Source organism: Bacillus sp. FSL L8-0193, assembly GCF_037976065.1.
Taxonomy (GTDB): Bacteria; Bacillota; Bacilli; order Bacillales; family Bacillaceae; genus Bacillus; species Bacillus paralicheniformis.
Genome location: NZ_CP150261.1, coordinates 500,534 through 523,659 on the forward strand (window position 1 = coordinate 500,534; position 23,126 = coordinate 523,659).

21 protein-coding genes are annotated in these 23,126 nt (G+C 48.0%); 10 read left to right on the plus strand and 11 right to left on the minus strand.

The annotated features are described in order from the left end of the window. Positions 1–24: 24 nt before the first annotated feature. Positions 25–1,386: an aspartate kinase gene (locus tag MHH76_RS02515; RefSeq protein WP_020450169.1), complete on the minus strand. Its 1,362-nt coding sequence runs from the start codon at positions 1,384–1,386 to the stop codon at positions 25–27. A 277-nt stretch (positions 1,387–1,663) separates the two neighbouring features. Here MHH76_RS02515 and MHH76_RS02520 point away from each other — a divergent pair, with 277 nt between their 5' ends. Genes MHH76_RS02520 through MHH76_RS02535 form a run of 4 tightly spaced genes read left to right on the plus strand, consistent with a single transcriptional unit; the run spans position 1,664 to position 5,271 of the window. Next, positions 1,664–2,617 carry an ABC transporter permease gene (locus MHH76_RS02520; RefSeq protein ID WP_026580546.1) on the plus strand — a complete coding sequence of 318 codons (954 nt, stop codon included), beginning with the start codon at positions 1,664–1,666 and terminating at the stop codon, positions 2,615–2,617. Continuing rightward, entirely contained in the window at positions 2,607–3,551 is a 945-nt protein-coding gene (locus MHH76_RS02525) for an iron chelate uptake ABC transporter family permease subunit (protein ID WP_020450171.1), read from the plus strand. The genes MHH76_RS02520 and MHH76_RS02525 overlap by 11 nt, the downstream gene beginning before the upstream one ends. Beyond that, complete coding sequence (locus MHH76_RS02530; RefSeq protein ID WP_020450172.1) at positions 3,551–4,309, plus strand: ABC transporter ATP-binding protein; 759 nt, start codon at positions 3,551–3,553, stop codon at positions 4,307–4,309. The genes MHH76_RS02525 and MHH76_RS02530 overlap by 1 nt, the downstream gene beginning before the upstream one ends. A 14-nt stretch (positions 4,310–4,323) precedes the next feature. Further along, positions 4,324–5,271, plus strand: coding sequence for a siderophore ABC transporter substrate-binding protein (locus MHH76_RS02535; RefSeq protein WP_035337207.1), 948 nt, complete (start codon positions 4,324–4,326; stop codon positions 5,269–5,271). Positions 5,272–5,452: 181 nt separating this feature from the next. On the opposite strand, the gene MHH76_RS02540 is transcribed toward MHH76_RS02535, so the two are convergent. The 5 genes from MHH76_RS02540 to MHH76_RS02560 form a co-directional block, all read right to left on the minus strand. Continuing rightward, positions 5,453–6,874: an MDR family MFS transporter gene (locus MHH76_RS02540; RefSeq protein ID WP_026580547.1), complete on the minus strand. Its 1,422-nt coding sequence runs from the start codon at positions 6,872–6,874 to the stop codon at positions 5,453–5,455. 11 nt (positions 6,875–6,885) lie between these two features. Beyond that, a complete protein-coding gene (locus MHH76_RS02545) occupies positions 6,886–7,773 on the minus strand; it encodes a TetR/AcrR family transcriptional regulator (RefSeq protein WP_020450175.1) in 888 nt (295 codons plus the stop codon). 94 nt (positions 7,774–7,867) lie between these two features. Further along, positions 7,868–8,710 (minus strand): isocitrate lyase/phosphoenolpyruvate mutase family protein, encoded by an 843-nt coding sequence (locus MHH76_RS02550; protein WP_020450176.1) that lies wholly within the window; start codon positions 8,708–8,710, stop codon positions 7,868–7,870. A gap of 110 nt (positions 8,711–8,820) precedes the next feature. Then, positions 8,821–9,558 (minus strand): NADPH-dependent oxidoreductase, encoded by a 738-nt coding sequence (locus MHH76_RS02555; protein ID WP_020450177.1) that lies wholly within the window; start codon positions 9,556–9,558, stop codon positions 8,821–8,823. An 18-nt stretch (positions 9,559–9,576) separates the two neighbouring features. Next, positions 9,577–9,864, minus strand: a complete 288-nt coding sequence (locus MHH76_RS02560) for a putative quinol monooxygenase (protein ID WP_020450178.1) — start codon at positions 9,862–9,864, stop codon at positions 9,577–9,579. 177 nt (positions 9,865–10,041) lie between these two features. Between MHH76_RS02560 and MHH76_RS02565 the strand changes: the two genes are divergently transcribed. Beyond that, positions 10,042–10,338, plus strand: a complete 297-nt coding sequence (locus MHH76_RS02565; protein ID WP_020450179.1) for a metalloregulator ArsR/SmtB family transcription factor — start codon at positions 10,042–10,044, stop codon at positions 10,336–10,338. Between the two features lie 64 nt (positions 10,339–10,402). Here MHH76_RS02565 and MHH76_RS02570 read toward each other — a convergent pair whose 3' ends face one another. Continuing rightward, complete coding sequence (locus MHH76_RS02570) at positions 10,403–11,833, minus strand: PLP-dependent aminotransferase family protein (RefSeq protein ID WP_039073208.1); 1,431 nt, start codon at positions 11,831–11,833, stop codon at positions 10,403–10,405. A gap of 103 nt (positions 11,834–11,936) precedes the next feature. On the opposite strand from MHH76_RS02570, the gene gabT reads away from it, so the two are divergent. Genes gabT through gabD form a run of 3 tightly spaced genes read left to right on the plus strand, consistent with a single transcriptional unit; the run spans position 11,937 to position 16,044 of the window. Beyond that, positions 11,937–13,250: a 4-aminobutyrate--2-oxoglutarate transaminase gene (gene gabT / locus MHH76_RS02575; protein ID WP_039073209.1), complete on the plus strand. Its 1,314-nt coding sequence runs from the start codon at positions 11,937–11,939 to the stop codon at positions 13,248–13,250. Positions 13,251–13,283: 33 nt separating this feature from the next. After that, complete coding sequence (locus tag MHH76_RS02580; RefSeq protein WP_043054059.1) at positions 13,284–14,675, plus strand: APC family permease; 1,392 nt, start codon at positions 13,284–13,286, stop codon at positions 14,673–14,675. Beyond that, entirely contained in the window at positions 14,650–16,044 is a 1,395-nt protein-coding gene (gene gabD, locus MHH76_RS02585; RefSeq protein WP_043054060.1) for a succinate-semialdehyde dehydrogenase, read from the plus strand. The genes MHH76_RS02580 and gabD overlap by 26 nt, the downstream gene beginning before the upstream one ends. A gap of 44 nt (positions 16,045–16,088) precedes the next feature. On the opposite strand, the gene MHH76_RS02590 is transcribed toward gabD, so the two are convergent. Beyond that, entirely contained in the window at positions 16,089–16,973 is an 885-nt protein-coding gene (locus MHH76_RS02590; RefSeq protein ID WP_026580556.1) for an EamA family transporter, read from the minus strand. A 162-nt stretch (positions 16,974–17,135) separates the two neighbouring features. On the opposite strand from MHH76_RS02590, the gene MHH76_RS02595 reads away from it, so the two are divergent. Beyond that, positions 17,136–17,627, plus strand: coding sequence for a hypothetical protein (locus MHH76_RS02595; protein ID WP_026580557.1), 492 nt, complete (start codon positions 17,136–17,138; stop codon positions 17,625–17,627). Positions 17,628–17,674: 47 nt separating this feature from the next. Here the strand turns inward: MHH76_RS02595 and MHH76_RS02600 are convergent, their stop codons facing one another. Genes MHH76_RS02600 through MHH76_RS02610 form a run of 3 tightly spaced genes read right to left on the minus strand, consistent with a single transcriptional unit; the run spans position 17,675 to position 20,560 of the window. After that, on the minus strand, positions 17,675–18,319 hold the full coding sequence (locus MHH76_RS02600; RefSeq protein WP_026580558.1) for a DUF1775 domain-containing protein: 645 nt from the start codon (positions 18,317–18,319) through the stop codon (positions 17,675–17,677). A gap of 2 nt (positions 18,320–18,321) precedes the next feature. Next, on the minus strand, positions 18,322–19,968 hold the full coding sequence (locus MHH76_RS02605; protein WP_075213483.1) for a copper resistance protein CopC: 1,647 nt from the start codon (positions 19,966–19,968) through the stop codon (positions 18,322–18,324). A 19-nt stretch (positions 19,969–19,987) separates the two neighbouring features. After that, on the minus strand, positions 19,988–20,560 hold the full coding sequence (locus MHH76_RS02610) for a DeoR family transcriptional regulator (RefSeq protein ID WP_039073212.1): 573 nt from the start codon (positions 20,558–20,560) through the stop codon (positions 19,988–19,990). A 261-nt stretch (positions 20,561–20,821) separates the two neighbouring features. Here MHH76_RS02610 and nirB point away from each other — a divergent pair, with 261 nt between their 5' ends. Further along, the gene (gene nirB, locus MHH76_RS02615; RefSeq protein ID WP_043054061.1) at positions 20,822–23,125 is read left to right on the plus strand and encodes a nitrite reductase large subunit NirB; all 2,304 of its coding nucleotides are present in this window, start codon (positions 20,822–20,824) and stop codon (positions 23,123–23,125) included. Position 23,126 lies beyond the last annotated feature (1 nt).

Sequence of the window (23,126 nt, forward strand, 5' to 3'; positions counted from 1 at the left end):
AAACCCCATAAAAAAAGGGGTTTTTTAAACGAGAACTTTTGCGAAAAATTCCTGGTATAACGCGCGGACCGCTTGTTTTTCCTGAGCTTCCTTAACGCCGAACATCATGCTGACTTCCGAGGAGCCCTGGTTGATCATTTCGATATTGACGCGGGCATCAGACAATGCTTTTGACGCTCTTGCCGTCGTTCCGACGTTATGGCGCATGGCTTCGCCGACGACCATAATCAGGGCAATATTGTGTTCTATCGTCACTTCATCGGCATCGAGTTCTTCCTTGATCCGTTTGATCATCCGCTTTTCCGCTGCTTGATCCATTTGATCCTGCCTTAAAATGATCGTAATATCATCAATGCCGGACGGAATGTGTTCATACGTCAGCCCGTCATCTTCAAGGATTTGCAGAACGCGGCGTCCGAAGCCGATTTCGCGGTTCATCAAATATTTGCTGATATAAATGCTACAAAATCCGCTGTCGCTGGCGATACCGACGACAGGTCCGTTCGTGTTGTCGCGTGTGGCGACAACTCTTGTCCCCTCCGCGTCCGGATTGTTTGTATTTTTGATCTGAACCGGTATGCGCGCCCGGAAAGCAGGGATCAAAGCTTCATCATGAAAGACGGAAAAGCCGGCATACGACAGCTCCCTCATTTCCCGGTATGTCAGCTCGCGGATTTCTTTCGGGTTGGATACGATCGCCGGGTTGACAGAATAAACGGCGTCAACGTCAGTGAAGTTTTCATACAACTCGGCTTTCAATCCATTTGCTAAAATGGAACCTGTGATGTCAGAGCCGCTTCGCGAAAACGTCATGACTTCGCCTTCCCGGCTGAATCCGAAGAAGCCGGGAAAGACGATGATGCCCTTTTGCTGTCTCAGCTGAAACAGATTGTCATACGATTCGGGCAGGACTTGTGCGTTGCCTGGTTCGCTCGTCACAAACAGTCCGGCGTCTTTTGGGCTGACATAATGTGCTTCAACTCCCCGGTGCCTGAAGTAAGCCGCTACCAATTTGGCATTGTTATCTTCGCCGCTTGCTTTGACCGCATCGATAAACCGTTCCGGATTTGTTTTATCACCTTCGAGCAGCTGCAGCAGGTCGGCCCGGATCCGGTCGATCACGCCATCGTCAAGTCCGAGCTCAAGCGCGATATCGGCATACCGTCCGACAATCGCCTCAACCAGGCCGGGCGCTTTTTTGGATAATAAGTACTGTTCGGCGCATTCGATTAACAGGTCCGTTACTTTCGTATCCTCGGGGTGCCGTTTTCCGGGTGCTGATACAACGACGGCCTTCCTTTCCGGATCAGAAGTGACAATTTGAAATACTTTCTCTAGCTGAGCCCCTGACGCGAGCGAGCTGCCCCCAAATTTAACGACTTTCATTTGTTACATCTCCTAAAGTTTAAATTTTCGAAATAAATTTAATTTTAATTATTGCGCTTTTTACAAGAAGAATCAAGGTTTTTCTTTCAGGAACGAACAAATGTATTTTTGAGGAGGACTGAAAATAGGGAAATCGCATGGTTTCAACCTTTGTATCTATTCATCTTATTGACTATGTCAGAAAAAATGGTAAGATATATGAAGACCCTTATTGATAATGATAATCATTAACGTCAGCGGAGGGGTTTGCTTTGTTGTGCAAGGAGGCTACTGCAGCATGAAATTACGATACTTATTGCTAATGCTCATCATTCTTTCAATCAGCTCGATATTCATCGGCGTTAAGGAGCTTTCGCCTCTTGATCTTTTCCGCTTTAACGAGGACGAAATTCAAACGCTTTACATAAGCAGAATTCCGCGCTTGATTAGCATCGTGCTTGCGGGAATGAGCTTGAGCATTTGCGGGCTGATCATGCAGCAGCTAACGCGCAATAAATTTGTTTCACCGACCACCGCTGGAACGATGGATTGGGCGAGGCTCGGTGTGATCATTGCGATCGTGCTTTTTTCGTCTGCAGGAATTGTGGTTAAAATACTGTTTGCCTTTGTTTTTGCACTGTTTGGCAGTTTTTTGTTCGTCAAAATTTTGGACAGAATCAAGTTCAAAGATGCGATCTTCATCCCTCTCGTCGGTATGATGCTCGGAAGTGTTGTCAGCGCCATCTCCACTTTCATGGCTTATCAGTACAATATCATTCAAAACGTCAATGCATGGTTTGAAGGGAATTTTTCGCTGGTCATGAAGGGGAGGTATGAGCTCTTATTTCTGAGTATACCGCTCGTTATCATTGCCTATCTGTTCGCCAATAAATTTACGTTGGCCGGGATGGGGGAGTCTTTTTCCATCAATCTTGGATTGAATTATAAGCGGGTGGTCAATATCGGATTGATCATCGTATCTATTATTTCGTCCGTCGTCATCCTGACGGTCGGCACGCTTCCCTTTTTGGGATTGATCATCCCGAACATCGTGTCCATCTACAGGGGAGATCATTTGAAAAACAGCCTGCCTCATACGGCGGTTCTCGGAGCCGTTTTCGTCTTGTTTTGCGATATAGCGGGACGTCTCGTCATTTACCCGTACGAAATTTCGGTTGGTTTGATGGTCGGCATCATCGGGAGCGGCGTTTTTCTTTACTTGCTTTTAAGGAGAAAAGCCTATGCGTCATAAACAGAAAATGCTTATACTCATCGTGATAGCGGCAGCCTGCATCGGCTTGTTTCTGTTCTACGGATTGCCGTCTGTATGGGAATATGCGCTTCCGCGGAGGTTTGCCAAAGTTTTTGCGATCATCGTTGTCGGTACAGCCATTGCGTATTCGTCGATGATTTTCCAAACGATCACAAACAACAGAATTTTGACGCCGAGCATTCTCGGACTCGATTCTCTCTATGTTCTGCTGCAAACCGGGATTATTTACTTTTTCGGTGCAGCCAAACTTGCCGATCTTGGTAAAAACGGCAATTTTTTATTGTCAACCGGTTTGATGGTCTGTTTTTCATTTGTGTTGTTTTTCCTGATGTTTCGCCGCGGGGGAAGGCACATCTTCTTGCTGCTGTTAGTTGGAATCGTATGCGGCACATTGTTCAGAAGCCTGTCATCCTTTATGCAAATGCTGATCGATCCGAACGAGTTTCAAGTTGTTCAAAACAAGATGTTTGCCAGCTTCAACAATTTGAACACGGACATTTTAATGCTTGCTTCGCTCATCATTCTGGCGATTCTCGTTTACGCTTGGCGGTATAATCCGTACTTTGATGTCATTTCGCTCGGCAGGGATCAAGCCGTCAACCTCGGAATCGATTACGACCGGACGGTGAAGAAAATGCTGATCGTCGTCGCCGTTCTCGTCTCCGTGTCTACTGCACTTGTAGGGCCGATCACATTTTTGGGGCTGCTCGTCGTCAATGTGGCGCGGGAAGTATTTAAAACGTATAAGCACAGCGTCCTGATTCCCGGAGCGGTTTTGTTCAGCATCATTGCGCTTGTCGGGGGCCAGTTCATTGTTGAAAAACTGTTTGGTTTAACGGTGACGCTTGTTGTGATCATTGATTTTATCGGCGGGATTTATTTTATTTACCTGTTGCTGAAGGAGCGTAAATGATGATAGAAGTACGAGATATCATGAAACAATTCGGAGAGCAGACCGTTGTTCATCCCACGACTTTAACGATAAAAAAAGGAATGATCACGTCCTTCATCGGACCGAACGGAGCGGGGAAAAGCACGCTTTTGTCCATCATCAGCAGGCTGATCGGAATGGACGCCGGAAAAGTGCTGATTGACGGCAAGGAAATTAGCGCTTACAAAAGCAATGATTTAGCCAAAAAAATCAGCATTTTAAAGCAGTCCAACCAGATCAACATCAGGCTGACTGTCAGGGAGCTCGTCAGTTTCGGCAGATTTCCTTATTCACAGGGAAGGCTCTCGAAAGAGGACTGGGCATATGTCGACGAAGCGATTGATTATATGAAGCTGAGAGAGATTGAGCATAAACACCTCGATCAGTTGAGCGGCGGCCAATGCCAGCGCGCTTTTATCGCAATGGTCATCGCTCAGGATACCGACTATATATTGCTTGATGAACCATTAAATAACCTCGATATGAAACATTCAGTAGAGATAATGAAGCTCTTGAAAGACCTTGTCGAAAATCGCGGTAAAACGATCGTCATTGTCATTCATGACATTAATTTTGCCTCGGTTTATTCAGACAGAATCGCAGCCCTGAAAAACGGGCGGATTGTAAAAGAGGGGCCGGCCGAAGACATTATCCAAACGCCGGTGCTGAAAGACATCTATGATATGGACATTCCGATCCAACAAATCGGAGATCAAAAAATCTGTGTATATTTTAAATGATGAGGTGACTTGAATTGAAAAAACTATCTTTATTGATTATGGCATTGATAACCGTTCTTGTCGTAGCCGCCTGCGGAAACAAAGCTGCTGATACAGATGCAAAATCTTCCTCTAAAAAAGAAACCGTCACAATTAAACATAACAGCGGTACAACAGATGTACCGAAAAACCCGAAAAAAGTCGTTGTCTTCAACTTTGGAATGCTTGATACGCTTGACGAGCTTGGCTTGAGCGATCGCGTTGTCGGCCTTCCGAAACAAACCCTCCCGTCTTACTTGAAAAAATACAAAGACAGTAAATACGAAAGCGTCGGCGGACTAAAAGAGCCTGATTTTGAAAAAATTGCAGAGCTTGACCCCGATTTGATCATCATCGAAGGCAGACAGTCTGAGCAGTATGACGAGTTTAAAAGGATCGCACCGACGATCGACATCGAGCTTGACCAGAAGAACTACATGAACAGTTTTAAAGAAAATACCGAAAATATTGGAAAAATCTTCGGTAAAGAAGATGCTGTCAAAGAAGCTCTTGCGAAAATCGATGATAAAGTAGAGAAAGCCAACAAGCTTGCGAAAGAAAAAGGCGGCAAAGGATTGGTCGTCTTAACAAGCGATAAACAAATCAGCGCGTATGGAAGCGGCTCAAGATTCGGTTTGATCCATGATGTGCTCGGCGTTGAACCTGTCGACAAAAACATCGAGGCTTCCCTTCACGGCCAAAGCGTCTCTTCCGAGTATATTTCTGAAAAGAACCCTGATTACCTGTTTGTCATCGACCGAAGCGCTGCCATCGGCGAAAAAGGAACAGCAAAAGAAGTCATTGAAAATGAAATTGTAAAATCAACAAAAGCTTATAAAAAGAGCCATATCACATATCTTGATCCAGGTTACTGGTACCTGTCAGGCGGAGGTCTTGAGTCCGTATCTGAAATGGTGACAGAAGTTGAAAATGGATTAAAATAAAAGAGCGAGGCTGCCGGTGTATCCGGCAGCCTTTTTGTCTGTTCAGGAGAAGAATTCGAATGATATTCAAATCATATGAAAGGAGGCGCAGAGCAGGTCTTCATGCTTCTTACGCTGCAAGGGATCAAATATATCAAACCATAAAAAAACACGCCAGTTTGATTGAACTGGCGTGTCAGGATCAGCGCGCCGGCTGGCCTTGTTTGTCGGCCTGCGGCTTCTTTTTCAATGTGAACGAAAGGATAAATCCGATCAGCGCCAAGACAGCGGCCACGATAAAGGCGGAATTCATGCCGTGAATGAGCGCATTTAACGGGTTAGATGCGGCAGCGTTTTTGGCTGAATTGCTCATGACGGAAATCAAAACGGCCGTGCCGATTGAACCGCCGATCTGGCGCATCGTATTGTTCATCGCTGTTCCGTGCGGGATGAGATGCATCGGAAGTGCATTGATGCCAGCGGTTGTGAGAGGCATCATAATCATGGAAGTGCCCATCATCCGCAGCGTATAAATGACGATAATAAATGTCAGCGAAGTATCCATTTGCAGATCCGCAAACGGGATCGACGTCAGCAGCAAGATGGCAAAACCGATAATCGCAAGACCTTTTCCACCGATCTTGTCAAAAATCCGGCCGATGATCGGCGACATGATACCCATTGCTATCGCGCCCGGCAGAAGCATCAGACCGGAATCGAAAGCTGTCACGTCTCTGACGTTTTGCGTATACAGCGGCAAAATGGTTTCAGTACCGATCATTAATGCAAAAACGATCATACCGAGGAGCGTTGTTATCGTAAAAGTCCACGATTGGAAAACGCGAAACTCGAGTATCGGCCTTTTGATTCTTAGTTGTCTAGAGATAAAGAAGAACAGAGCGACCGCACCGACTGCAAAGGAAATTAAAACGGTATTGCTTCCCCAGCCTTCTGATCCGGCGTTGCTGAAGCCGTACAATAAACCGCCGAAACCCAGGCTGGACAGGATAATAGATAAGATGTCGACTGATGTTTCTCTCAATTTCGTAACGTTTTTCATCAGTAAGATGACAAGCACAAGATCAATCAGGGCAATTGGCAGAATAATATAAAATAAGTATCTCCATGTAAAGCTGTCGACGATCCAGCCTGACAATGTCGGTCCGATGGCCGGTGCAAATGCGATGACCAAACCGACCATACCCATTGCAGCCCCGCGTTTTTCAACCGGGAAAATCGTTAAAAAGATCGTCTGCATGAGCGGCATCATAATTCCCGCACCCGCGGCCTGGATGATTCGCGCCGCAAGGAGAACCGGGAAGTTAGGCGCAACTGCGCCGACGACCGTTCCCGCCACAAAGATGCTCATCGCGGCGATGACGAGCGCGCGGCTCGAAAATTTTTCGATTAAAAAGGCGGTAATCGGAATGAGAATCCCGTTTGTCAGCATGAACGCCGTTGTCAGCCATTGAGCTTTTGTAGCGTCTATGTTTAAGTCTGCCATAATATGCGGCAGTGCCGTAACCAGAAGCGTTTGGTTCAAGATCGCGATAAACGCCCCTGCAATGAGCAAACCTACGATGATATTTCTGTTGTATGTCTGTTGTTCAGTTCCTGTGTTCATATCAATCCCTCTTATTCTTTGATACTAATTGTTTGTATTTGTGAAACATCGCATTGGAGCGCCTCGATTTTTCCAAGGTAATCAAGGAGAGCCTTAATTAAATACGTGCGGGGCTCATTGGCGAAAAGCTCCTCGCTCAGCAAATCTGCGGCAGACAGCAATTCTGTCACGGAAACGTCGTCTTGTGGCAGCGAGGAAATCTTGTTTTTCAGTTTTTGCAAAAGGTCTTCAAGCAATTCCTCTTTTTTGGGCGGTGCCCAGCATGATGAGAAATTCGTATAGGAGGCAATAATGTCTTCATTTAATGAACTTTTCTGATCTTCGTTCAGCTTTTTCTCTATGAAGAGATCCAGAACCGACATAATGAATGGCGGAATCGTTTTAACGTCGGGCTGTGCTTTTCCAGTGCCGACTAAAAACAGGAATTCTCTCATCAAACCGTGGAAAATGATGACAATATCCCATATAAACGGTTCCACCTCTTCGCCGTACGCTTGAATGATAGAGTCTTTATGCCAGCTGATGATCAGCGATTTTGTTTCTTTCAGATGCTTTTTAAATACCGCGGTATCCGGAGACGATCCCTCATTGGAGAGGAAATTGATAAATTGGCGGTTTTCCCTGAATTCCGTAATCTCCAAAGCGATTTTTTTAGCGAGTCTTTCTTTTGGCGTCAGCGAGGTTTCCGTATTGATGATGGCGCTTTTGTTCAGCATTTCATGCTTTCTGAACTTGATCAATGCCAGCAGAAGATCTTCTTTAGATTGAAACAGTTTATAAATAGATGCTTTTGACATTTTGCATTCTTCAGCGATCGCTTGCATTGCAACGTTATGATAGCCTTTTTGGGCAAACAGCTTTTTGGCGGCCCTTAAGACTGCTGCTCTTTTTTCGTTCATTCCGGCTCCTTCTTTCGCAATGATAAAACTCATGGGTTACGAAAAAACCCATGAGTTTTCATAAATGAAATATTAACAGACCGAACTGTTTAGGTCAACGATTTTGTTTTGGGTTACGATGAAGGCTGATCCAATCGGCAGCTTCGCCGTATGAAAGGACTCCGTCCGTCATATGACTGAAGGAGCCGCGGGTGATGATGTCTTCACCGATCTTTTTCACCAGCGACAGGGCGGCTCTGAACGGGGCGGATCCGCAGCTGATTCTTTCGATCCCCAGTTCGGAAAGAATTTGTAAAGAGGGAGTGTGTGAGCCGGCCAGTACGTTGAGTGGTCCGGGTATATCTTTTCTCAGCCCGGCAATGGTGCCTGTATCATTGGCTCCGGGGATAAATATGCAGTTCGCGCCTGCTTGTCTGTACCGATTTGCCCGCCGGACGGCTGTTTGAAGCCGGGAACCGGGAGCGTCTGCATTGAGCCAGTATACATCCGTGCGGGCATTGATTAAAACAGGAAGGTTCAGTTTTTTGACAGCCGCAATTTTTTCTTCCATTAATGTTGCATCACAAAGCGGCCGGCAGGGGTCTTTCGTTCCGTCTTCAATATTCATACCGACAACGCCGGCCGCTGCGGCTTTTTTTGCGTTTTCAGCAACTGCTTCCGGTGATTGGCCGTAACCCGCTTCAAGATCTGCGCTGACGGGAATATCGACGGCATCCGTGATGGTTTTCAGGACGGAAAGCAATGTTTCAAAAGGGAGATGTTCGCCGTCGGGATAGCCGAGGGACATGGCAATTCCGGCGCTGGTTGTGCCGACTGCTTTAAAACCGCAGTTTTGAAACGCTTTGGCGCTGGCCGCATCCCAGGCATTCGGCAGAACGAACGGGCCTGACTGATGATGGAGGTCTAGAAATGCTTTATATTTTGCAAATGGTTTCATGTGTTCCACTCCTTTTTTACATAGTGTAAAGGTAAAGACCTTCGATGCTCATCGAAATGTGGAATGGAACGCATGAAAAAAGGCTATCGATCACCGATAGCCTAAAGTATCTATTTGAGTTTAAATCCTTGTTTCTCAAGCATCTCACGGATGTGAGGATAATACACTTTATTGTAATAAGCGGATATGCCCTGAGACCAGTTTCTTGTTTCCTGTCCGTTTGTCCGTTTTGTCATGTATTCGGATATTTCTTCATCGTACGCGTCGATCAGCGGTTTTAAGTCAGGTTGATAGGTTTCGCTGTGCCTTACCGCTTGTTCAGGAAGTCGCGGCTTTTTCGCGGAGCGGTCCGCCGGATGGCCGACGACAAGCCCTGCGACAGGGAAGACGTATTCGGGAATATTGAGCAGCTCGATCAGCTCTTCTGCACGGCCGCGGACAGCGCCGATCGGCACAGTGCCAAGCCCCATCGATTCAGCGGCCGCTGTGGCCGTACCGAGAGCGATGCCTGCGTCGACAGCTCCGACAAGCACGGATTCCATTCCGTCTGTGATCGCAAGCGTTTCGCCGTTTTTCTCAAGGGCGATTTTCGCACGGTTGAAGTCCGCGCAGAACAAAAGGAAAACGGGGGCCTGCTCGATCCAGACCTGTCCGCCGGCCAATTCGGCGATTTTCTTTTTCCGTTCTTCATCTTGAACCGTAATCACGGTGACCTGCTGGCCGTTGATTGAAGTCGGTGCGGCTTGAACGGCTTGAATGATCTTGTCCAGCTGTTCAGGGTTCACGGACTCATCTGTATAGCTGCGAATCGATCTATGGTCTGTCAATGATTTCAATACTTCATTCATTTAAACGTCATCCTTTCTTTAATCCGGTGTGTGCGTTTTAACCACATTCAGCGGTTCTGATAAAAGGTCGCCCGCGGCTTGAACGAAAGCTTGAAAATGCTCTGTCTGATTATGGGCGTCAATTGCGTTTTGATCTTTCCATTGCTCAAGCATGACAAATGTATTGGCATGTTCGGTATCTTCAAACAGCTGGTATTGGGCATTGCCGGCTTCAGCTCTTGAATGTTTAAGCAGCGGTTGTACGCTTTCGAGAAAGGCGTTGCGTTTTTCTGGTTTTACTTTCATATAGGCTTGCAATACGATCATCGGTTCAAACCTCCGTCATGTCATTTAGAATTCCTTTGCGTGTACGTTGTATACACATTGAATTGATTGTTCGAAAATCATCGAACAATTGCATCGTAACATGTCTTTGCTTTGGCGGCAACCTATTTGCCTTCTTGACGAATTGTCTTGAAGTTAGGATTATGATACATTTAACCCATGAAAACAAATGAAATGAAGTTAATATCTGTTCTCCATGCCTTGAGTGATCCATACAGGCTTGAGATTGTCAAAGCCCTGGCTGACACAGCCGAGAAAACGTGCGGTACATGCACAAATCTCAATATCGCAAAGTCTACGCTGTCCCACCATTTCAAGGTGCTGAGAGAAGCGGGACTGCTCAAAGTCCGCATTGAAGGGAAGCATCATTATTACTCCCTCTGCAAACGGGAATTGGAGGAGCAGTTTCCGGGACTGATTGAGGCGGTTCTCCAGGTAGAAAAGGAACGGTGGTAAACGGGCAGACGTTGGCTTTCTAAAGCCAAGCTGATACCGGCAGGAGCGAACCTGCCGGTATTTTTTAAAACTTCTCATCACCGCATACCGCTTCATAAAGCTTGGCAGTCCCTTTGTCGATCTGATCGGCAGCGATTTTAGCAAATCCAAGCACGAGCGATACTGTTCCTTCATGTTTTGTCTGCTCTTTCTTTAACGTAAACCGGTTCATGCCGTAAACCTCGACCCGTCTATCCTTTGCTCTTGATAAAACCTCTTCTTCACTTCTATCTGTTTCAAAATCGGCCACAAAGTGAAGGCCTGCGCTTTCGCCTTTAATTTTCACCCGGCCGTTAAAGGTTTTGACAAGGCTTCCGATCAGCCTTGTCCGCTTTTCTTCGTAAATCTGGTTCATTTTCTTGATGTGCTTTTGGTATTCCCCCGATTCGATCAATTCCTGCAAGGCGAGCTGTGTTAAAACGCTGCTCGATTGAATCGAGAAATGGTGCCTTTTTCTGTATCGCTTCAGCAGCTTTTGCGGCAGTACCATATAGCTGATTCTCAGACCCGGAAGAAGCGATTTTGAAAACGTGCCGATATAGATGACTTTCTCAGAGCGGTCAAGGCTTTGCAGGGCGGGGATCGTATCGCTCCCGTACTTGAATTCGCTGTCATAATCGTCTTCCACAATATAGCGGTTTTCCCCGTCGGAAACCCAATTTAAAAGCTGAATCCTTCTCGATACCGGCATAATGATTCCTGTTGGAAACTGGTGTGAAGGCGTGACAAATAAAACATCCGGATTCAGAAGGTGAATCTCGCTGATCCGCATTCCTTTATGATCGAGCTGAATCGTGGCCACTTCTTTCCCTTCATTTTTCAGCAGTCGATAAATGCGGCTGTATCCCGGCTCCTCCATCGCATAGACGGCTGAGGCGGGGAGAAGATCCTGAAGCGTATGAATTAAGGACTGCGTGCCTGCGCTGATCACGATTTGTTCGGGGTGACACTTGACGCCTCTCGTTAAAGCGATAAACCGTGCGATCGTTTGGCGCACTTCGTAGACACCTTGCGGATGCGTCATTTCTCCAAGTTCGTTTACATGAGAAGAAACCGCTTTCTGTTCACAGCGAAGCCATGTTTTAAATGGAAAATGCGCCGTATCGACGCTCATATGGGAAAACGATATCCAGCCGTCTTTGCGTGCCGGCTTTTCAACCAGTTCTTTTTCCAATTGAAAAGGGCCGGGATGGCGGCTGGCATGGAACGTTTCGATCTGCTCTACAAAAAAGCCTTTTCTTTCACGTGAATAAAGATAACCTTCTGCCAGAAGCTGCTGGTAGGCAGCGTTGACCGAATTAATGCTGACGTTCAATGCTTCGGCGAGCTCGCGCTTGGAAGGGAGTTTTTTTCCCGGCAAAAGATTGCGGCTGAAAATTTCTTCTTTAATCCGTTGATAGATTTGGTGATAAATATAATCCGCATCCTTGGAGCGGTCAATCGGTATCGTAATCATAGCGCCTCCCCCCTGGTACCATTGAAAATTAATGATTGGTACTTTTCATCATACCAAAAAATATTCAGAATTATAAGAAATAAGAGTGGGGGAGAGATTTTTTATGAGTCTGAACACAAAAGCATTCACAACGGAAGATTGGCAGGCCAAACGGGATCAATTTGTGGCAAGGGGTGTCTCCAACGGAAACCGTCATCTGGCCGCTAAAGGGGAAGGGGCCGTTTTATACGATATTGACGGGCGCCGTTTTATCGATTTTGCCGGGGCGATCGGTACATTAAATGTCGGGCATTCACATCCGAAAGTTGTAGAAGCTGTCAAGCAACAGGCCGAACAGCTCATTCATCCGGGTTTTAACGTCATGATGTATCAGGCCTATATCGAATTGGCGGAAAAACTTTGCCGGCTTGCACCGGGCTCACACGAGAAAAAAGCGATTTTCCTGAACTCGGGGGCGGAAGCCGTAGAAAACGCCGTGAAAATATCCAGAAAATATACGAAGCGTCAAGCAGTCGTTTCTTTTACCCGCGGATTCCACGGGCGCACAAACATGACGATGAGCATGACGAGCAAGGTAAAACCATACAAATTCGGATTCGGCCCTTTTGCACCTGAAGTATATCAGGCGCCGTTTCCTTACTACTATAGAAAACCTGAAGGGATGACTGATGAAAGCTACGATGACATGGTTATTCAGGCATTTGACGATTTCTTCGTCTCGTCTGTTGCTCCGGAGACGGTCGCTTGCGTTGTCATGGAGCCGGTGCAGGGAGAAGGAGGATTTATTATTCCTTCCAAACGGTTTGTGCAGCATGTCGCAGCCTTCTGTCAAAAACACGGCATCGTTTTTGTCGCCGATGAGATCCAAACAGGCTTTTCCAGAACAGGCAAATATTTTGCGATTGAGCATTTTGATGTCGTTCCTGATCTTGTGACGGTGTCAAAATCGCTGGCTGCCGGCGTTCCGCTCAGCGGTGTCATCGGCCGGGCGGAAATGCTTGATGCGGCGGATCCGGGGGAACTCGGGGGCACATACGCCGGAAGTCCGCTTGGATGCGTAGCCGCTTTGGCAGTGCTCGATATTATCGAATCGGAACAGCTCAACAAACGCTCTGAAGAAATCGGCAAAGCCATTGAAGAGCGAGCGCATGAATGGAAGGTGAAATATCCGCAGATTGGTGAAGTTCGCAGACTTGGCGCGATGGCGGCGCTTGAAATTGTCCGGGACGAAAAGACACGGGAGCCGGACAAAGCCGCTGCGGCCAAGATTGCCAAGTACGCCAATGAACACGGCCTGCTCTTGTTGACGGCAGGTATCAATGGCAACATTATCCGTTTTCTGTCTCCGCTTGTTATTACTGATGAATTGCTTGAGGAAGGGTTCGGCATCATCGAAGAAGCGCTGAAACAGCTCTAGTTTGACATCTTCTAAAGGAAGGGGCGGATATAGATGGGTAAACAGCAAATGAAAAAAACGATGTCGCAGACGGATGTGCTATTTTTAGCAATCGGGGCTATGCTCGGCTGGGGCTGGGTCGTCCTTTCCGGCGACTGGATTTCGACAGCCGGTTTTTTGGGCAGCACCATCGCATTTATCATCGGCGGCATACTGGTCATCTTAATCGGGTTAACATACGCGGAGCTGTCTTCTGCCATCCCTGAAACGGGGGGCGGCTTGGTTTTCGTCTACAGGGCGTTTGGCCGGAAAACGGCTTTTGTCGCCGCTTGGGGTGTGCTTTTCGGCTATGTTTCGGTGATCACATTTGAGGCGGTCGCATTACCGACCGTCATCGATTACGTCCTGCCTGTCGAACATCAAGGGTTTCTCTGGTCGCTTAGCGGCTGGGACGTGTATGTCACTTGGGTGTTGATCGGTTCAGGGGGTGCGGTCGTCCTGACCGCGCTCAATTACTTCGGCGTCAAGCCGGCCGCGATTTTTCAGTCGGTTTTTACGATCGCGATTATCGCCACGGGCTTTCTCCTTTTGGGAGGCGCTTTGGTAAACGGTAATGTTGAACATATGCAGCCCCTTTTTAAAGACGGATTCTCCGGGATGATGTCCGTCCTCGTCATGATTCCGTTTCTGTTTGTCGGATTTGACGTCATCCCTCAGGTTGCGGCTGAAATTAATGCCCCGAAAAAAATCATCGGCAAAATTTTGATTATTTCGATCGTCAGTGCGGTCGTGTTTTATTTGCTGATTGTTTTCGGCGTGACGATGGGACTGTCAGAAAGCGAGCTTGCAACGACTTCTTTGGCGACCGCGGATGCAATGGTCAATCTGCTCGGGAACCAGCTGTTCGGCACGGTGCTTGTCCTCGGCGGAGTCGCCGGTATCATTACGAGCTGGAACGCATTTATCATCGGCGCGAGCCGCATTCTGTTTGCGATGTCGGAAAAAGGCATGGTGCCGAAATGGTTCGGCTTCATCCATCCGAAGTATAAAACGCCGACTAACGCGATTTTATTTCTAGGGGCGCTGGCGTTTTTTGCACCGCTGCTCGGGCGCCCGGCTCTTGTTTGGATCGTTAATGCAGGGGGAACAGGTATTATAGTCGGATATTTGATCGTGTCGATTGCATTCATGAAGCTGAGAAAGACAGAGCCGGATTTAAACAGACCGTATAAAATCAATAAGTGGAAAACGACGGGTATATCTGCTATCCTCTTAAGTGTTATCTTTCTTGCCTTTTATTTGCCAGGCATGCCGGCCGCGCTCACATGGCCGTATGAGTGGCTGATCTTGGCAGGATGGACATTGATCGGTTTTCTTTTATACAACAGCAGTTCAAAACGTAAAGGGGAGGAGATTCAACATGACCAGCATGCTAGAAGTATATAATCCTGCGACTGGAGAAAAAATCAAATCGGTTCCCCAGCAATCCGCAAAAGAAGTCGAGGAGGCAGTCGTACGCTCGCATGAAGCATTTCAAAAATGGTCGAAAACATCGGCTTCAGAACGAGCGGGCTTACTGAAAAAATGGTTCGATTTGATTGTGGAGCAGAAGGACAAGCTGGCAAAATTAATTACGCTTGAAAACGGCAAGCCGTACGCTGAAGCACAGGGAGAAGTCATATATAGCGCAGGCTATATCGAATGGTATGCGGAGGAAGCAAAACGCATCTACGGAAGAACGGTTCCCGCATCTGTGACGAACAAGCGCATCATCGTCACGCGCCAAGGGGTCGGTCCTGTTGCGGCGATTACCCCGTGGAACTTTCCGGCGGCGATGATCACGAGAAAAGCGGCGCCAGCCTTGGCGGCGGGCTGTACTTTTATCATCAAGCCGGCGCCTGACACGCCTTTAACGGCGCTTGAGCTCGTTCGCCTCGGCCACGAAGCGGGCATTCCGAAAGACGTCCTTCAGTGTGTGATCGGCGACGGAAAAGAGATCGGTTCTATTTTTACAAGCCATCCGCTGATCCGCAAAATTACGTTCACCGGATCTACGCCTGTCGGCAAACAATTAATGAAAAACAGCGCCGAGACGGTGAAACATGTGTCAATGGAGCTCGGCGGCCATGCCCCGCTGATCATTGATGAAGATGCCAACATCGACCTCGCCGTTAAACAGACGATGCTGTCGAAATACAGGAATGCAGGACAAACGTGCGTCTGTGCAAACCGTCTGATCGTTCACGAATCGGTTAAGGATGAATTTGCAGAAAAACTCCGCGCGGAAGTCGCCAAGCTGAAAGTCGGGAACGGGCTTGAAGAGGGTGTATCAATCGGTCCGATCATCAATAAAAACGGCTTCCAAAAAATCGTTGATCAAATCAATGACGCGGTGGATAAAGGGGCGAAAGTTCTCATCGGCGCCGAATACGAAAGCGATGATGAGAAATCATGCTACTTTGTCCACCCGACAGTGCTGACGGATGTTGATCCTTCAATGACGATCATGCATGAGGAAACATTCGGTCCCGTTGCGCCGATTACGACTTTTAAAACGCTGGACGAAGCGGTCAAGCTCGCCAATGATACGCCTTACGGTTTAGCGGCATACTTCTTTACGGAAAACTACCGCCGCGGCATCTATTTGTCCGAAAACCTTGATTATGGCATTCTCGGCTGGAATGACGGCGGTCCGTCAACCGTTCAGGCGCCTTTCGGCGGCATGAAGGAAAGCGGCATCGGACGCGAAGGCGGACAGGAAGGCATCGAGCCGTATTTGGAAACAAAATATTTGTCTATCGGTTTGGATGAATAACAAGACAACATGAAAACCCGCCCGCATATCCACGGACGGGTTTTTTACGCTTTCACTTGTTCAGCGTTCATTTTATTCTTTTTGGGCTGATAGGAAATATAAAAAATGCCCAGCAGAAGCAATGCGATTCCGGCCCAGGAAACAAGAGGCAGCGATTCCTTGACAAGCACGGTTCCTAAAAGCGACGCTGTGAGCGGTTCAGCCAGCGACAGGGTCACCGCTGTTGAGGCGGGTACTTTTGCCAATCCTGTCGTAAATAACAGGTACGCGGCACCGGTTGCAATGACGCCGATATAGAGGCTGACAGCCGATCCCTGAACCGATAAGATCCAGCTCAAATCGTACAGAAACAACAACGGGGCAAGCAATACAGCGCTTAAAAAGAACACGGTGCCTGTGACAGCCTCCGGCTTCTGCTGTTGCAGGAGCTTTTTGCTTGTCAGCGTATAGACGGCAAAGGAAAGACCGGCGCCGAGTGCGAGCAATATGCCGAGAAAGCTCCCTCCCGATGAGGCGGAAGGGATGAATAACAAGGATACGCCTGCTATCGCTGCAGCCGTTGCGATCCACCATTTCGCTTGGGGTACTTTTTTGAACACGAGCCATTCGAGGCAGCCGGCGATAATCGGAGCGCTGCCGATGGCGACGACCGTTCCGACGGCGATCCCTGAGAGACTGACAGCTGAAAAAAAGAAAGGCTGATAAAATGCCATGCTCAATGCTGCGATAATCAGCGTTTTAACGGGCCAGCCGCTGCGTTTTAATTGACCGCGCAAAGCCGCGAACAAGAGCAGGGTGATGCCGCCGACCGCCATTCTGACAGCGCCGAACACAAGAGGCGCCGCTTCTTCAGGCGCGAACGCCTGGGTTGTTCCCGTCGTTCCCCATAAAATGGCCGCAAGCAAGACAAACAGAATCGATACTTTCATACTCCGATCTCTCCCTACTCAATCATTCAGAACTTTTTCTATTGTAAGATAAGTTTGTCAATTTTTGAATCACCGTATTGGAAATTTTCCTGCAAAGAGGATATTTTCAACGCTGGCCGAATTCATATAATTCCCTAAAACAATTAAAGTCGGAGGAAGCGGATGAAAAAACGAACAGTTTTATTATTTTTGGCGATCTTGGTTGCGGGTTGTGCGAGCGCCCAAGAAAATGATGAACAAACCAAATGGGTGAACAGCGAACAGGAAGCGATTGAGGACGGTATTCGTTACGAGAACATCACAAAAGACGATATTATAGACAAAATCGATTTAAACGGCGAACAAGTCGTCGTTTTTCGATTCGGCGATTCGGAGGGAGAGGGAATTTGCCTCGCTCACATCAAACGAGAAAACGGCAAATATCAATGGTACCGCGACTTAAATTACGCAATTGTAAAATCGGATCACCCGAAAACGGAGAGTGCGGAAGCTTCTTCACCGTTCACAACGCCTAAGGGAAGCAAGTACACGTTATATACAGGGGATGCCGCTCGCCTGAATGGAACATTTGAGACTGATGACGGGCTTCATTTAGAGGCGGTGGTCGATCAAAAAACGGGCATGTATTATCAGATCGTGCGGGATTCGAACTGAAATGGGCACAAAAAGGCTGTCGGGATATTCCCGACAGCTTTTCATTTTTACGATTTCTTTTTGCGCACTGTCAAGAGCAACGCAGCACCCCCAAGAAGCACGGCGAGGATCGACAGGATGAGGGAAGCGGTTTGAATCCCTTGTCCGGCTTGACCGTCTTCGTTTTCTGCGGCTGTGTTTTGTTTCGTTGAAGCGCCGTGTGCGTCAACCGTTTCGTGCCCGAGCTTTGCAGCATCGACAATGCTTGTGATCGCATGCGGGGTATCGGCGTTTTCATCGCCGGTCCACTCGACAATCGTGCCGTCTTTATAATATTGGTAAGCGTTCCAGGCGGCCTTTTGTTCTTTGTCAGGGTTTTTGGCGGTGAAAGTAAACTGTTGGAATTCACCAGGCTGAATGCCGCCGTTTTCGGCTTCCCACGTCACCCTTGTCACTTTCTCGTTTTTACCGGTTTCAGTGCTTGTTTTCCAGCCTGGCACCGGTTCATACTGCTGAAATTCAACACCGTCCGGCATGCTGAGAACGACCTTGGTTGTGGCGTTGTCTTTTTCAACCGGTACTTTGACGGTGTATGTTTCCCATGAGCCTGCTGCTGATTCTGCCGGTTTTACCGTGACATGTGCGCTGACAGGCACGGAGAAAAGCAAAAATGATGCTAGGATTGCACCCAGCCATAATGTTTTTTTAAACATAATCAAAACTCCTTTTTATTAATTTTTGCATTGAAAACCGTTCTGATCTCCTCAAATGACGCCGTTAACCCGTGAACGCGGATTTTCCAGATGCCGTCTTCGCTTAAATTTAAATTTTTCGTTTGAAAAACGCCGTCTTTATTTTTGCTGAGGCTGAACGTGCTCTCTTTGTCATCCTCGAAAAGCCCGGTTTTCTCAACGGTTAATTCGATTTTTTGAATATCTTTGACGACGTCTCCTTTTCTGTTTCTGACTGTGACTTCAAACGCATTTGAGCCCGGCATGTTCGGGCTGATTCGGAGCGACAGCGTGTTTCCTTCCGTCAATTGCTTCGTCTCACTGAAAGGCTGCGGCAGCGGCGCGGGCGGACTTGGAATATTGGTGAAAACAGCCGTGGTCACCAGGATGAGAAGTCCGACCGCCCATTCAGCCTTCAGCGAACGGGCGCCCTGCTGTTTCGGCGCTTTTCTAAAACGGAAATAGTGTAATGCCCCGAGTCCGATCATGAGAAGAACGAGGGCCGCTTTTACAAGGAGCGCTTTTCCGTAAGCCGTCCCTAGCAGGTTATCCAGTGTGTGAACAATGAAGAAGCTGTTGAAAAGGCCCGAGAATATAAGAAGCCCTGCAGAAGCGAGCGCCCATGGCGAGAAGCGCCGAATGGTTTCCCATATTAAACTTTTGTCAGGCTTCAGCCAGTCTTTTCCGAAAAACAGCACAAACATCGCGAGTCCGCCCGTCCAAATGGAAGCGGTATTCAGATGGATGAAGTTCATCACGATTGTCATATAGCCGGCGCTCGTCGAAGCGGCATGGCCGTCGAGCGATTTGACGAACAAAAGCCCGGCAAAAAGGAACAGGCTCAAGATCGCGCTCTTCAGACCTTTTCTGTTCGAACAAAAAACAAGCAAGGCGATGATGGCGATGTTGATCAGCCACAGCATTCCGCCCGTCGTATTCAGAAGCGTTTCTTGCAAAAGCGAAGGCTGGAAAGCCCCGATCCAGGAAACACCCGCGTTTACTTTGGTTTGCAGGGGCAGCTGAATGATGATGGCGGCCCCTGTCAATAAGAGCGCCGCATTCTTGATCCGCTTCAGACGGCGCCGTTTGCCACCCGGCCAGCCGTTTTCAGGGCGGTACCATACGAGCTGAAAGAGAGCGGCCCCCATGAACAGGGAGAAACCGGTATACAAAAGGACGCGTTCCATGACGGTATCGGCTGCCGGCAGGCCTGATGCTTGTTTTTGCTGATCTTTCGGCAGCCCGCCTTGAATGTTTCCGATGCTGAAAGGGATCGTGCCTGATACGGGATGCCCGTCTGCGGATACAGCTCTCCATTCGGCCGAGTAGATATCATCCTTCAATTTCGGTTTCAGCTTGACGGTCATGATTTTGGCGTTTTGCGGATCGATTTCCGTTTTGCCGGAATCAACGCGCTCACCCGACGAATTTCTGACCGTTATCGAATGAAACCCGTTCTGAATCGCTTCATTGAATTCGATCTTGATTTCTGCAGGCGCTTTTTTCAGCTCCTGATTTTCAGCGGGAGTTGATTTTACGATATATGCGTGAGCAAAAGCGGCTTTTGGCAGCAGAATGATACAAAGAACAGCGAGAACTGTCCAGAGTGTTGCTCTTTTCATCACATTCATCCAATCTTTTAACAAAATTTCACGTCTTCAGGCTGCAGCAGCTGTTCTTCATCGTTTTCTGGACGAGAAGCGCGGCATCGTCAAACGATAACAGCTGCCCGCCAAAGCCTTTTTTGAATTTCCGTGCATCCGCTTCAGAAGCGAAAGGGATCGCCTGCGGCTCGCAGCAGTTCAAATGAAGATTCGTATCCAGCAAAAAGACGGCGGCTTTGGCGCTGATCGTCGTATCTAGCAAAAAATCCCTGCAGATTATCTGTGAGACGTCATCTTTCACTTTCTCATAGCGGAGCATTGCGCAATGGGCACAGCAAAATTGTTCAATTTGACTGTCGTTTTTTACAATTTGCACGGAAAGCCTCGAGCCTGCCCCTTTTCCGCACACGACGCAAAGCTGCCCAAGCTGCTGCTTCGGCTTGTTTAGCGTGATTCCGCCTGCCGTCTTGATGACCTGTCCGTTTTCAACAAGCGGTTTAATGTCGCGGTAAACGGTCATTTCAGAGACGTTCAGCCTTTTCGAAATTTCTGAAATGCGCAGAGATTCTTCTTCTTTGACCCACGCCAATATCTGCTGTCTTCTTTTAATCGGTAGCATTCTCCTCCTCCATTCCTTATGTTCTTTACTTATAAGCCTAGTAGATTGCAGGAAAAGAAACAAGCAGAACGTGATAAAAAATGTGATAAAATGTTGAACTTTAACATCGGCGGCCAAAGCCGTTAAATCGTCATCAATGAGTACTGGTCAAACCGTCCTGTTTCTAAAATTTTTTGTCAGGAAATGTAACAGGTTTGAACGCTTTAGCGATGCAATGTGAAATAATAATCCAGAGCAAAGCTGCAGAGAGGAGGGGAGAAAATGGGGAAACAAAGGCTGGTTTTAATAGGAAACGGCATGGCCGGAGTTCGCACGGCCGAAGAAATTTTACAACACGGCGGGAACCAGTTTGAGATCGTCATCATCGGCAGCGAACCACACCTCAGCTATAATCGGATTCTGCTGTCTTCTGTCCTTCAGGGAGAAACGGATTGGAACGATGTGATGACAAAAAGCCGGAGCTGGTATGAAGAAAACGGGATTACACTTTATACAGGGGAAAAGGCTGTCGCAATCCATACGGTTAAACAGACGGTGGCAACAGATCAAAACCGTGAAATCGCTTATGACAAACTGATCATTGCGACGGGCTCTTCCCCGTTTATCCTCCCGGTTCATGGTGCAGACAAAGAAGGGGTATATGGTTTTAGAACAATAGACGATTGCCGGGCATTGATAAAGGCATCAAAGCGGTTTGAAAAAGCGGCCGTTATCGGCGGGGGGATTTTGGGACTTGAGGCGGCGCGAGGGTTGGCAAACCTCGGAATGAAGGTTGATGTGATTCACCACTCTTCCTGCGTCATGCAGAATCAGCTCGATCCGCCGGCATCTGCCATGCTCCAGAAAGAGCTGGAGCGCCAAGGGATTCATTTTCATTTGGATAAAGATACAGAGGCGATTTTAGGAAGATCCCGCGCCAAGGGTGTGCGGTTTAAAGACGGGACGAAGATCAGCGCCGATCTCATCGTCATGGCTGCCGGTGTCAGACCGAATATCGAACTGGCCAAGGCGAGCGGTATTGCAACAAACCGGGCGATCATCGTCAGCGACTATATGGAGACAAATGTTCCAAATGTCTACGCTGTCGGTGAATGCGCGGAGCATAACGGAACGGTCTATGGTCTAGTCAAGCCATTGTTTGAACAGGGGAAAGTGCTGGCCAGGCATATTTGCGGGCTCGAATGTGCCGGTTATCAGGGCTCCGTCCAGTCCGCAGCGCTAAAAATTTCCGGCATCGACGTCTTTTCCGCAGGGAAAATCACAGAGGACGACTCGACAACGGCTATTAAACTTTTAGATGAAGCGTCAGGAATCTATAAAAAAGCCGTCTTTCAAGGGGATATAATGGCCGGCGTGATTTTATACGGAGACACGAGCGGCAGCCAACGGCTGTTGGAAAGCATCATCAAACAAAGAGATATTACCGTTGTCAAAAAAGAGCTGTTTCAATCTGAAGAAGACAGTGCAGTCGTTTCTATGGCGCTTAGTGAAACGATTTGTCAATGCAACGCGGTTTCAAAAGGCGCGATCATGGAAGCCATACAGACGCACGGTTTAAAGACGGCCGAGGAGGTCAAAGGCTGTACAAATGCTTCCGGATCATGCGGCGGCTGCAGGCCGTTAGTCGAAGAACTGCTGCTCCATACCGCTGAACAGGATGATTATGTATCTGCGGCGGAACAGCCGATGTGCGCCTGCACTTCATTCACGGAAGATGAAGTCGTGAACGAAATACAGATAAGAAATCTTTCTTCCGTTCACGAAGTCATCTCGGCGCTCGGCTGGAAAAACAGCAGCGGCTGCCGGATTTGCTTGCCCGCGATTCACTACTATTTAAAAATGATCCGTCCGGACATCATCTATGAGGAGCGCGACAAGGAGACGGATATAATGATTCCGCAAATGTACGGAGGCCGAACGAATGCCGAAGAGCTGAAGCGCATTGCAGAAGTGATTGAAAAGTATCAAATACAAGAGGTGTACATGACACACCATCAGAGATTAAAGCTTGCTGGTATCAAGCCGGAGTATATAGAGCGCGTGAAAGAAGAACTCGGCATGCCGCATTGCCCGCCGCCTCAGCATGGGATTGCCGCGGTTAAAACGTGCACATGCGGTTCACGAGGCGAACCACAGATACAAACATTGGCGGCAGACTTGGAAAAAGCAGCAGAATCCCTCCTCATTCCGGCCAAGGTCTCGATCGGGGTGTCGGGCTGTTTGGATGATTGCGTGTACGCTTCAGTTCATGACATCGGACTTCTCAAAGTAAACGGGGGCTGGGAGATTTATGCGGGCGGCCAAGGAGGCCAGCATGCTTCTCCGGGAGAGCTGCTTTCAGTAGCCGACTCGGCGGAGGAAGCGGGGGAATTCATGAAAGGCCTTCTTCAATATTACCGGGAAACAGCAAATTATCTCGAGAAGGTCGGGCATTGGATTGAACGCGCCGGCATCATTCATATCCGGGAAGTTTTATTTGACAACGGACTTCGCGGCCAGCTGATCGAACGGCTTGAAAAAGAGAAGCGGCTGGCTCAGCAAGAAACGATAAAAGGGCTGATGTGAA

Bases quoted from the DNA above. Each gene is read 5' to 3' on its own strand.
- MHH76_RS02565 (WP_020450179.1), top strand. From the start codon at position 10,042: ATGAAAACAAATGAAATGAAGTTAATATCTGTTCTCCATGCCTTGAGT.
- MHH76_RS02550 (WP_020450176.1), bottom strand. From the start codon at position 8,710: ATGAAACCATTTGCAAAATATAAAGCATTTCTAGACCTCCATCATCAG.
- MHH76_RS02570 (WP_039073208.1), bottom strand. From the start codon at position 11,833: ATGATTACGATACCGATTGACCGCTCCAAGGATGCGGATTATATTTAT.
- MHH76_RS02520 (WP_026580546.1), top strand. From the start codon at position 1,664: ATGAAATTACGATACTTATTGCTAATGCTCATCATTCTTTCAATCAGC.
- MHH76_RS02600 (WP_026580558.1), bottom strand. From the start codon at position 18,319: ATGTTTAAAAAAACATTATGGCTGGGTGCAATCCTAGCATCATTTTTG.
- MHH76_RS02610 (WP_039073212.1), bottom strand. From the start codon at position 20,560: ATGCTACCGATTAAAAGAAGACAGCAGATATTGGCGTGGGTCAAAGAA.
- MHH76_RS02525 (WP_020450171.1), top strand. From the start codon at position 2,607: ATGCGTCATAAACAGAAAATGCTTATACTCATCGTGATAGCGGCAGCC.
- MHH76_RS02515 (WP_020450169.1), bottom strand. From the start codon at position 1,386: ATGAAAGTCGTTAAATTTGGGGGCAGCTCGCTCGCGTCAGGGGCTCAG.
- MHH76_RS02540 (WP_026580547.1), bottom strand. From the start codon at position 6,874: ATGAACACAGGAACTGAACAACAGACATACAACAGAAATATCATCGTA.
- MHH76_RS02560 (WP_020450178.1), bottom strand. From the start codon at position 9,864: ATGATCGTATTGCAAGCCTATATGAAAGTAAAACCAGAAAAACGCAAC.
- MHH76_RS02555 (WP_020450177.1), bottom strand. From the start codon at position 9,558: ATGAATGAAGTATTGAAATCATTGACAGACCATAGATCGATTCGCAGC.
- nirB (WP_043054061.1), top strand. From the start codon at position 20,822: ATGGGGAAACAAAGGCTGGTTTTAATAGGAAACGGCATGGCCGGAGTT.
- MHH76_RS02530 (WP_020450172.1), top strand. From the start codon at position 3,551: ATGATAGAAGTACGAGATATCATGAAACAATTCGGAGAGCAGACCGTT.
- MHH76_RS02595 (WP_026580557.1), top strand. From the start codon at position 17,136: ATGAAAAAACGAACAGTTTTATTATTTTTGGCGATCTTGGTTGCGGGT.
- gabD (WP_043054060.1), top strand. From the start codon at position 14,650: ATGACCAGCATGCTAGAAGTATATAATCCTGCGACTGGAGAAAAAATC.
- MHH76_RS02590 (WP_026580556.1), bottom strand. From the start codon at position 16,973: ATGAAAGTATCGATTCTGTTTGTCTTGCTTGCGGCCATTTTATGGGGA.
- MHH76_RS02605 (WP_075213483.1), bottom strand. From the start codon at position 19,968: ATGAATGTGATGAAAAGAGCAACACTCTGGACAGTTCTCGCTGTTCTT.
- MHH76_RS02545 (WP_020450175.1), bottom strand. From the start codon at position 7,773: ATGAACGAAAAAAGAGCAGCAGTCTTAAGGGCCGCCAAAAAGCTGTTT.
- gabT (WP_039073209.1), top strand. From the start codon at position 11,937: ATGAGTCTGAACACAAAAGCATTCACAACGGAAGATTGGCAGGCCAAA.
- MHH76_RS02580 (WP_043054059.1), top strand. From the start codon at position 13,284: ATGGGTAAACAGCAAATGAAAAAAACGATGTCGCAGACGGATGTGCTA.